The sequence below is a fragment of the Acidocella sp. genome (assembly GCF_035535915.1).
Classification (GTDB): Bacteria; Pseudomonadota; Alphaproteobacteria; order Acetobacterales; family Acetobacteraceae; genus Acidocella.
On sequence record NZ_DATLPB010000099.1, the window covers coordinates 1 to 9,012 of the forward strand.

Below are 9,012 nucleotides of genomic sequence, written 5' to 3' on the forward strand. Positions count from 1 at the left end.
CGCGCCATTGGAGAAGCCGTTATAGAAGCGCTGGTAATCGCGCTCGGCGATATCGATGGTGGCGAAGGTCACGCCGGATTCGGCGAGCACGACGCTGGCCGCCTCCGAAGTCTCCTCGGCGCGGCGGCCGCTCCAGCCGAACCACATCGATCCTTTGGTCGTGGCGTCGGCGAGTGCCACCGCCAGACCGCCCGCCGTCGCCCCCTGCTCGTTCGGCGAGGGCACGCGGTTGGAGACGATCACCACGCGTGCGGCGCCCACCTCGCCCCAGGACCGGGTGCCCGCAACGGGCGCGCTGGCGGAGCCCTTGGACAGGTCTCCGTCGCGCAAGTCCGACGGGATGATATTCACCAGAGCCATAGGGGCCTAGATTGGCCCCCCTCCAGAATGTTCAACTCTGTGGCTGGATTCTTACGGATTTTCAATGCTATCATCGTGTCTTGTCCGGCCCTTGGCGTAGATCATTATCTTCAACCTGTCACATCTGCCGTCAGCCTGATTTGGTAGTGCATCAGACGGTGCGCGCGCCGAAGCCTGCCGATTTCCAGGGAGCGCATATCCGGCGGCGCAACCGATAGTCCCAGGAGGGGAGCCATGCAGCTGAGCCGTCGTCAATTCGTTTCGACCACCGCGGTGACGGGCGCCACCCTGGCCACGGAGATCAAGCCGGCCGTCGCCGCCTCGGCGTCGTTGCCGTTCATCATCGTCGGCGATTGGGGGCGGCGCGGCCATCATGACCAGCGCAATGTGGCGGTGGAGATGGGCAAAATTGCGGCGGCGATGGACAGCCGCTTCACGATTTCCGTCGGCGATAACTTTTACGAGAACGGGGTCGAGAGCGTTGACGACCCGCAATGGCAAAGCTCCTTCGAGGAGGTTTACACCGCGCCGACGCTGTTCACGCCGTGGAAGGTGATCCTCGGCAATCATGATTATCGCGGCAATGTGCAGGCGCAGCTCGATTACAGCCGCAAGAGCCCGCGCTGGACGCTGCCGGCGCGTTATTACACCGACACGCAGACCTTGCCGGGCGGCGCGAAGGCCGATTTTTTCTATGTCGACACGTCGCCCTTCATCCGAAAATATTACGGCTCCCGGGTCAATGTCGTGGGGCAGGATACCGACGCGCAGCTCGCCTGGCTCGACCGGGCGCTGACCGAGTCGACGGCGCAATGGAAAATCGTGGTCGGCCATCACCCGATCTATACCGCCCTTTCCGATGATGACGGCTATGAGCACGACCAGCCGGATTTGATCGCGCGGCTTAACCCGCTGCTGTTGAAACATAACATCCGCATCTATATCTGCGGCCACGACCATTGCCTGCAATCGGTGAAGATGGACGGCATCACCTACGTGGTGAGCGGCGCCGGCTCGGAAACTTATCGGCCAGCTGCGCCGATCCGAGGCGGCTTCGTGTCAGGCTCGCACGGCTTCATGGTGGTGAACCTCAGCGCCGCCCGGCTGGAATACGCCCTGGTGGACATGCACGGTAACACGCTGTTCATGGAGGCCATTACGAACGCGTAAACCGTCGCGCTGACGATCCCATTTCGCCGGTGAATCGCCGCAATTGTCACGAGGGACCGCGCTTTCCATGGCTGCTTCTGAAAAAACGCAGGAGCAGCCCAAATGACACGGAAACCGAAACATACGGTGACGGGCGGGACGAGAGGGGGCCGGTCGAGCTCAGCCAGCGAGTTCACCGCGAGCACCGGTTGAAGCCGGTGCCGTTTCCAGAGACCACCAATTCAAAAAGCCGGAGGCGATGTCGAGCAAATACCGTTAGAAAGCTACGGTTATCCGCGTATCATCGTGACCGCTTCGATGTTGCGCGTCGAGGGCGGGGCGTGCTGGTTTCACGGCCATCGGCCTTTCAAAAAGCGGCCGCTTACGTTCTTTACTTCGTCATCCCCACGAACCGCTCCAGCCAATGGATCGTGTAATCGCCGGCGATGAATTCCGGATCCTGCAAAATCCGTTCGTGCAGCGGGATCGTGGTTTTTACGCCGGTGATGACGAATTCGCGCAGAGCCCGGCGCATGCGGGCGATGGCTTCCTCGCGGGTACGGCCATAAGCGATCAGCTTGGCGATCAGGCTGTCGTAATGCGGCGGCACGCGGTAGCCGGCATAGAGCGCGGAATCCACGCGCACGCCGAGCCCGCCCGGCTGGTGGAACATTTCCACCAGGCCCGGTGAGGGTGCGAAGGTTTCAGGATCCTCGGCGGTGATGCGGCACTCGATGGCGTGGCCGGCGAATTTCACGTCCTGCTGGGTATAGCCGAGCGGTTCGCCCGCGGCGACACGGATCTGTTCATGCACGAGATCGAGGCCGGAAATCATTTCGGAGACCGGATGCTCAACCTGCAGGCGGGTGTTCATTTCGATGAAGGAAAACTGCCCGTCCTGGTACAGGAATTCGAGCGTGCCGGCGTTGCGGTAACCGATTTTCCGCAGCGCCTTGGTCACGGTGGCGCCCAGCGCGTCGCGTTGCGCCGCGCTGATCACCGGCGAGCCGGCTTCTTCCAGGAGCTTCTGGTGGCGGCGCTGCAGCGAGCAGTCGCGCTCGCCCACATGCACCACGGCGCCGTGGTTGTCGGCCAGCACCTGCAACTCGATATGCCGCGGCTTATCGAGATATTTTTCCATATACACGGCGTTGTTGCCGAACGCGGCGCCGGCTTCGGCGCGGGCCTCGCGATAGGCGGCTTCCAGCTCCCCGGCGCTGCGCGCCACCTTCATGCCGCGCCCGCCGCCGCCGGCGGCGGCCTTGATCAGCACCGGATATTTGATCCGTTCGGCGACCTCCTTGGCCTCCTCCAGAGAGGCGAGTTCCCCCGCCGAGCCCGGCACCAGCGGCACGCCGAGTTCGGCCATGGTGGTCTTGGCGGTGATCTTGTCGCCCATCATGCGGATATGGGTGGCGGTGGGGCCGATGAAGACGAGATTATGCGCCTCCACCATCTCGGCGAAGGCGGCGTTCTCGGAGAGGAAGCCGTAGCCGGGATGAATGGCCTCGGCGCCGGTGATCAGCGCGGCGGAGATGATGGATGGCATGTTGAGGTAGGAATCGCGCGCCGGCGGCGGGCCGATGCAGACGCTCTCATCGGCGAGGCGCACATGCATGGCGTCGGTGTCGGCGGTGGAGTGCACGGCGACGGTGGCGATGCCGAGTTCGCGGCAGGCGCGCAGCACCCGCAGGGCGATTTCGCCGCGGTTGGCGATGAGGATTTTTTTGAACATGGCGGCGCCTATTCAATGATGAGGAGCGGCTCGTCGAACTCCACGGGGGCACCGGAGGATACCAGAATTTGCTTCACCGTGCCGGCGCGCGGCGCCTTGATCTGGTTGAACGTCTTCATCGCCTCGATCAGCAGCAGGGTGGCCCCGGCCTCGACGCTTTGCCCGGCGGTCACGTAAGGGGCAGCACCCGGTTCGGCGGAGAGATAGGCAACGCCGACCATCGGGCTCTTCACCGCGCCCGGATGCTTGGCCGGGTCGGCCTTGGCGGCCGGCTCCGTCGGCAGGGCGGCGGCCACGGGGGCGGCTTGTGCCGCCGGCGCCAGCACCGGCACGCTCACCGGGGCGAGCATGCGCGCGAGACGCAGCTTGCGGTCGCCTTCGGCCAGCTCGATTTCCGACAGGCCGGTGGCGTTGATCAGGTCCGCGAGAAGGCGAAGGGCTTCAGGGTCGAAAGAGAGGCTCATTGATCTTCTTCCAGTATGTCGGACAAAGCGATGAGGGCGAGCCTATAGCCTGCGAATCCCAGCCCGCAAATGACGCCGTCGGCGGCAAGGGAGACATAAGAATGGTGACGGAAGCTTTCGCGCTGGTGGATGTTCGAGAGATGGACCTCGATCACGGGGATTTCGAGGGTCTGGATCGCATCCATCAAGGCCACCGACGTGTGCGAATAGCCGGCGGGGTTGATGATCAGGCCGGCGGCCCGGTCGCGCGCTTCCTGCACCCAGGAGATCAGCTCCCCTTCCAGGTTGCTCTGGCGGAAATCGATCGACACGCCCAGCCCCTCGGCCGTTTCGGCGCAGAGGGTTTCCAGGTCGTCGAGGGTGCCGGTTCCGTAGATCGCCGGTTCCCGCAGGCCGAGCAGATTGAGGTTAGGACCGTTGAGGACGAATATCAGAGGAGCTGCCATGCGGCTTCCGCTAGCACAGCCGAATCGCTTCGGACAAATTTGCCGCACCCACGGTCTTGCGACCAACACGGCCGATGCCGATAATGGTGGCATGAGCACGACCCTGGAACAATTGCGTCTGACGGTGAATGGCGAGCCCATGAGTCTGGCCCGGGGCAAGACGTTGGCCGGGCTGCTGGCCGAATTGGGCCTTGATATGCGCAAAGTGGCGATTGAGCGGAACCGCGAGATCGTACCGCGATCGACCTATGCCGGGGTTGTGCTGGAAGATGCCGACGCCATTGAAATCGTACACTTTATTGGCGGAGGATGAGTGATGGACGGAGCCTTGCGGAGCGATGATGCGTGGACCGTGGCGGGGCGGCATTTTGCCTCCCGGCTGATCGTCGGCACCGGAAAATACAAGGATCTGCCCACCACGGCGGCGGCGATCGAGGCCTCCGGCACGGAGATGGTGACCGTCGCGGTGCGGCGCGTCAATCTGTCGGACCGCAACGCGCCGATGCTCCAGGATTATGTCAGCCCATCGCGTTACACTTATTTGCCGAACACCGCCGGCTGCTTCACCGCCGACGAGGCGGTGCGCACCTTGCGCTTGGCGCGCGAGGCGGGCGGCTGGAACCTCGTGAAGCTGGAAGTGCTCGGGCCGCCGCCCACCTTGTACCCCGATATGGCGGCGACGCTGCTGGCGGCCGAGGCGCTGATCCGCGATGGCTTCGAGGTGATGGTGTATTGCTCGGACGACCCGATCGCCGCGAAGCGGCTGGAAGAGATGGGCTGCGTGGCGATCATGCCGCTCGGCGCGCCGATCGGCTCCGGTCTCGGCGTGCAGAACCCGCTGATGATCCGCATGATCATCGAGAACGCAAAGGTGCCGGTGCTGGTCGATGCCGGCGTCGGCACCGCCTATGACGCCACGTTCGCCATGGAATTGGGCTGCGACGCGGTGCTGGTCAATTCCGCCATCGCCATGGCCAACGATCCGGTGCTGATGGCAAGGGCGATGAAGGCCGGCGTCGAGGCCGGGCGGCTGGCCTATCGCGCCGGGCGAATCCCCCGCCGCGATGCCGCCAGCGCTTCCAGCCCGATGACCGGGCTGATCCGTTAGCGCATGCAGGCCCCGCCAACAGGCTCTGGGCTTTGTTGGATAGGCGGTGCCGGCCCGGCGCGGGCAAGGCGGATCTGAGCGCGGCATGCGGAAAGTCCTTCGCGCGGCTCCTGAGATCCTGGCTAATTTCGTCGCCCCCTGGGGCGTTTACGAAGCCCTCGCCGGGCGTTTCGGCGATACCAATGCGCTGATCGCCTCCGCCGTGCCGCCGCTGCTCTGGAGCCTCTATGAACTGGCCAAGACGCGGCGGCTGGACGCAGTGTCGGTGGTGGTGGTCAGCGCCATCCTGTTGACCGTCGGGGCCACGTTCTTCGGCGGTTCGGCACGGCTGATCCAGATGCGCGAGGCGATGGTCACCGGGGCCGTCGGCCTGTTGTTCCTCGTCACCCTGGCGATGAAGCGGCCGATGATCTTCTACCTGGCGCGCGCCATGGTGGCACGCGCCACCGAAGGCGGGGTGGAGGCTTATGAGCTGGTCTGGGCGCAGCCGGGCGTGCCCCAGGTGTTCCGCGTGCTCACCGTGGTTTGGGGATTCGGGCTGCTGGTGCAGACCAGCGTGATGTGCTGGCTCGCCTGGATCTGGCCGATCGGGCGGTTCCTGCTCGTCTCGCCGTTCATCTCCTTCGGCATTTTTGGCCTGCTGATGGCCTGGAGCCTCGGCTATATCGCCCGCCGGCCGGCGGCGCGGGCTATTCTTGCGCGCGCAAATTAAGCAAGGAAGCAAGTGGCCGCTTTTTGAAAAAAGCGGCGCAAAAACTTTTGGTTACGCTGGGCCGGTGGCGTTGAAACCGCATGGGCCCAAAGTAAACAAAGTTTTTTTGCTACTTTTTGTTCACAAAAAGTAGCCTTCCTTTCTATTTATCTTTCCCCGTTCGGATTGTTGCCGGGCAGGCGGCAATCCGCGAAGGTCCGGCCGGTGAAGGGCGTCCAGCGTTGCGTCTCGCCGAACAGCGGCAGGCCGAGATAGCCGCGCAGATGCAGGTCGCCATCCTGCCTCATCGCGATGATGGCCCCGTAACTATGGCCGTCACGCGGGTCCTGAACGGAACCAGCCCAGCGCGGTTCCATGCCGATCTGCCGGGTGGTGCGAATCATGACGAACCCGCATTGCGGGCGGCCGAGCCAGTCGAACGGCATCGGGTCGCCCGCGTGACGGACGATGATGCCGACGATCCGGCCGCAGAAATTCGTGCCGCACGGTTCGATCTGGACCACCGCCTGCCGGTTTGCCGACAGCCACCTTCCGGTCGGTGTCGAGGGGACCTGCGCGGCAGCCGGCAAGGCGAAAAGGAGAAGAAAGCAAGTGGCCGCTTTTTTGAAAAAAAGCGGCGCAAAAAACTTCTTTGAAACTGGGCCGGTGGCGGTGAAACCAGCAGGGCCCAGATTAATAAAGTTTTTTTGCTTCTTTTTGTTCACAAAAAGAAGTCCTTTCTTGCTTTTCAAGAGTTGCCCAGAAACCGCTTGATACCTTGAATCGCCTCGGCAAGGCCGGAGCGGATGATCGGCGCCCGCTCGGGGAAGGCGGTGAGCAGCCGGCTTGGCACCTGGCGGTCCAGCAGCACGAACACGCCGCGGTCGTCGGCGCGGCGGATCAGGCGCCCGAACGCCTGGCGCAGCCGCAACCGTACGATGGCGTCGTCATAATCCTTCGGTGTGCCGCCGGAGAGATGCGCGCGCCTGGTGCGGTGCAATATGTCCGGGCGCGGCCAGGGCGTGCGCTCGAACACTACCAGCCGCAAGGCGTTGCCGGGAATGTCCACGCCGTCGCGCATCGCATCGGTGCCCAGCAGGCAGGAATCCTTCTCCGCGCGAAAGATATCGACCAGGGTCGCGTTATCCATCGCGTCGACATGCTGGGCGTAGAGCGGGATATCCATGGCCTCGAGTTTGGGGGCGATGCGCGTGTGCACCGCGCGCAGACGGGAGATGGCGGTGAACAGCCCCAGCCCGCCGCCGCCGGCGGCCTGGAACAGCGCCTGATACGCGCCGGCCAGTTGGCCCATATCCTGGCCGTTCACGTCGGAGACCAGCACGATGCGCGTCCGCTCGGCGTAATCGAAGGGCGAGTCGAAGGCGGCGCGGATCGCCGGGGCGGGAAGATGCGCGGCGCCCGTGCGCGCTTCCGCGCCTTCCCAGGCGGTCTCGTTATCCACCCCGTCGCGCAGGGTGGCGGAGGTGATCAGCATGCCGTGCGCCGGCCGGGCGATGGTCTCGATGAAGGCCTGCGTCGGGTCGAGCAAATGCGAGAGCAGGGCGATGTCGCGGTCGGTCCCGGCCTCGCGGTCCAGGCGCAAAAATTCGATATTGGCCGGCCGCTCGCCGGGCTTGGCCTCGGCGCCTTGGAGCGCGTCCAGAATGCGCCGCCAGGCGGTGAGCGGGTCGATCGCCCGGCGTTTCAAACTGCGCGCCGCGCCTTCCAGGCGCAGGCGGGTGGTTTCCTCCAGGTCCGGCTCGGTTTCCAGCCGCTCCAGGAACCGGTCGCGCAAAGCCGCCAGCGGCACGCGCAGCCGTTCCATGGCGCGGGAGAGCAGTTCCGCCGCCGGCAGGATCTCCGGGTCGATCGGGTGCAGATCCACCTCGAAACTCATGCCGCCTTGCAAGTCCGGCTCCGTGGCACGGGCTCGCGCCTGGGTGCGCAGGGCGCGCAGGAACGTCTCCGCCGGGTTGGTGTCGGTGATCAGTTCCGGGTCGAGGCGTGTCGAGAACATCGGCGCCGGCAGGGATTTCGCCGCGATCAAAGCGGCCTCCAGCTTCGGCGCCATGCCCTCGTCGCTGGCCAGGATGTCTTCCAGGCGGCGTTGCAGCCCGCGCGCCCGGGAGCGCGTGCCTTCCGCGCCCAGCAGCCAGCGCCGCAGTTCCGCCATCGCCGCTCCGGATAATTCCACGGCGAAAGCGCTGTCGGCGGCGTCGAAAATATGGTGGCCCTCGTCGAACACGTAACGCGTCGGCACGTAATCGTCGTCCAGCCCGCCCCACACCGCCTGGGCCATCACCAGCGCGTGGTTGGCGATCACCAGGTCGGCCTGGCGTGCGTCGCGGATCACATGCTCGATCACGCAGCAACTATAATGCGGGCAGGCGGCATGGATGCACTCGCCGCGCCGGTCGGCGATCTGCGCGAGCAGCGAATGGCCGAACAGTTCGGCGAACCAACCCGGTAGATCGCCTCCGAACAGATCGCCATCGGCACTCGCCATGGCCCAGCGCGCGATCAGGCCGAGCGGCACGGCGTTGCGCTCCGCGCCCATCGCATCCTCGAAATTCAGCAGGCAGAGATAATTTTCCCGCCCCTTGCGCAGCACGATTTTGGTCTCGGGCCCAAGCCGGGCCGCCTCCGTCTCGATCTGCCGCTGCAAATGGCGCGTATAGGTCGAAACCCAGACCGCACCCTTGTTCTGCTCCGCCCAGACGCTGGCGGGGGCGAGATAGCCCATGGTCTTGCCGGTGCCGGTGCCGGCCTCGGCCAGCACCAGATGCGGGCTGCCCTCGGCCAGGCGCGGGTCGAAGGCATGCGTGGCGGCGGAGGCGTAATCCGCCTGCGCGGGGCGTTGTTCGGCGCCGGGGCCGAGCAGGCCCGCCAGCCGCGCCCGCGCCTGGGCGGGGGTGACGGGAAAGGAAGCCGGCGGTGGGCGGGGCGCGCTGTCTTCCCAGCGCGGCAGGCGTTTCCATAGCCGCATGGCCATGCCGTCCGGCGTCGCGGCCGGCTGGCCCAAAGCGGCCAGCACGAAATGCGCCCAGCCCCAGCCGGGC

At 65.2% G+C, this 9,012-nt stretch carries 9 protein-coding genes and 1 pseudogene; 4 read left to right on the top strand and 6 right to left on the bottom strand.

What is annotated here, in order from left to right; genetic code table 11:
- Window positions 1–360 (bottom strand): annotated as a pseudogene (locus VNC39_RS13035) (hypothetical protein); the annotation flags it as partial.
- Window positions 361–594: 234 nt separating this feature from the next.
- Here VNC39_RS13035 and VNC39_RS13040 point away from each other — a divergent pair.
- Window positions 595–1,530, top strand: coding sequence for a purple acid phosphatase family protein (locus tag VNC39_RS13040; protein ID WP_325399890.1), 936 nt, complete (start codon window positions 595–597; stop codon window positions 1,528–1,530).
- A 370-nt stretch (window positions 1,531–1,900) separates the two neighbouring features.
- Here VNC39_RS13040 and accC read toward each other — a convergent pair whose 3' ends face one another.
- From accC to aroQ, 3 genes are read right to left on the bottom strand one after another with little or no spacing between them, the layout of a single operon-like run.
- A complete protein-coding gene (accC, locus tag VNC39_RS13045) occupies window positions 1,901–3,244 on the bottom strand; it encodes an acetyl-CoA carboxylase biotin carboxylase subunit (RefSeq protein WP_325399892.1) in 1,344 nt (447 codons plus the stop codon).
- A gap of 8 nt (window positions 3,245–3,252) precedes the next feature.
- A complete protein-coding gene (locus VNC39_RS13050) occupies window positions 3,253–3,708 on the bottom strand; it encodes an acetyl-CoA carboxylase biotin carboxyl carrier protein (protein WP_325399894.1) in 456 nt (151 codons plus the stop codon).
- The gene (gene aroQ / locus VNC39_RS13055) at window positions 3,705–4,154 is read right to left on the bottom strand and encodes a type II 3-dehydroquinate dehydratase (protein ID WP_325399896.1); all 450 of its coding nucleotides are present in this window, start codon (window positions 4,152–4,154) and stop codon (window positions 3,705–3,707) included. Before aroQ ends, VNC39_RS13050 begins: the two co-directional genes overlap by 4 nt.
- Between aroQ and thiS the strand changes: the two genes are divergently transcribed.
- The 3 genes from thiS to VNC39_RS13070 all read left to right on the top strand — a co-directional run bounded on the left by thiS (window position 4,153) and on the right by VNC39_RS13070 (window position 5,974).
- A complete protein-coding gene (thiS, locus tag VNC39_RS13060) occupies window positions 4,153–4,467 on the top strand; it encodes a sulfur carrier protein ThiS (RefSeq protein ID WP_325399898.1) in 315 nt (104 codons plus the stop codon). The two genes, aroQ and thiS, sit on opposite strands and share 2 nt — an antisense overlap.
- Window positions 4,468–4,470: 3 nt before the next feature.
- Window positions 4,471–5,262, top strand: coding sequence for a thiazole synthase (locus VNC39_RS13065; RefSeq protein ID WP_325399900.1), 792 nt, complete (start codon window positions 4,471–4,473; stop codon window positions 5,260–5,262).
- 85 nt (window positions 5,263–5,347) lie between these two features.
- Window positions 5,348–5,974, top strand: a complete 627-nt coding sequence (locus VNC39_RS13070) for a VC0807 family protein (RefSeq protein WP_325399902.1) — start codon at window positions 5,348–5,350, stop codon at window positions 5,972–5,974.
- A gap of 146 nt (window positions 5,975–6,120) precedes the next feature.
- Here the strand turns inward: VNC39_RS13070 and VNC39_RS13075 are convergent, their stop codons facing one another.
- Both VNC39_RS13075 and VNC39_RS13080 read right to left on the bottom strand, forming a co-directional pair.
- Complete coding sequence (locus VNC39_RS13075) at window positions 6,121–6,678, bottom strand: DUF2147 domain-containing protein (RefSeq protein WP_325399903.1); 558 nt, start codon at window positions 6,676–6,678, stop codon at window positions 6,121–6,123.
- Between the two features lie 23 nt (window positions 6,679–6,701).
- Window positions 6,702–9,012, bottom strand: a 2,311-nt coding sequence (locus VNC39_RS13080) for an ATP-dependent DNA helicase (RefSeq protein ID WP_325399905.1), incomplete at its 5' end; no start/stop codon positions are given.

What these genes read in the sequence shown, in the direction of transcription:
- VNC39_RS13040 (WP_325399890.1), top strand. Translation starts at nt 595, where the DNA reads ATGCAGCTGAGCCGTCGTCAATTCGTTTCGACCACCGCGGTGACGGGC.
- accC (WP_325399892.1), bottom strand. Translation starts at nt 3,244, where the DNA reads ATGTTCAAAAAAATCCTCATCGCCAACCGCGGCGAAATCGCCCTGCGG.
- VNC39_RS13050 (WP_325399894.1), bottom strand. Translation starts at nt 3,708, where the DNA reads ATGAGCCTCTCTTTCGACCCTGAAGCCCTTCGCCTTCTCGCGGACCTG.
- thiS (WP_325399898.1), top strand. Translation starts at nt 4,153, where the DNA reads ATGCGGCTTCCGCTAGCACAGCCGAATCGCTTCGGACAAATTTGCCGC.
- aroQ (WP_325399896.1), bottom strand. Translation starts at nt 4,154, where the DNA reads ATGGCAGCTCCTCTGATATTCGTCCTCAACGGTCCTAACCTCAATCTG.
- VNC39_RS13065 (WP_325399900.1), top strand. Translation starts at nt 4,471, where the DNA reads ATGGACGGAGCCTTGCGGAGCGATGATGCGTGGACCGTGGCGGGGCGG.
- VNC39_RS13070 (WP_325399902.1), top strand. Translation starts at nt 5,348, where the DNA reads ATGCGGAAAGTCCTTCGCGCGGCTCCTGAGATCCTGGCTAATTTCGTC.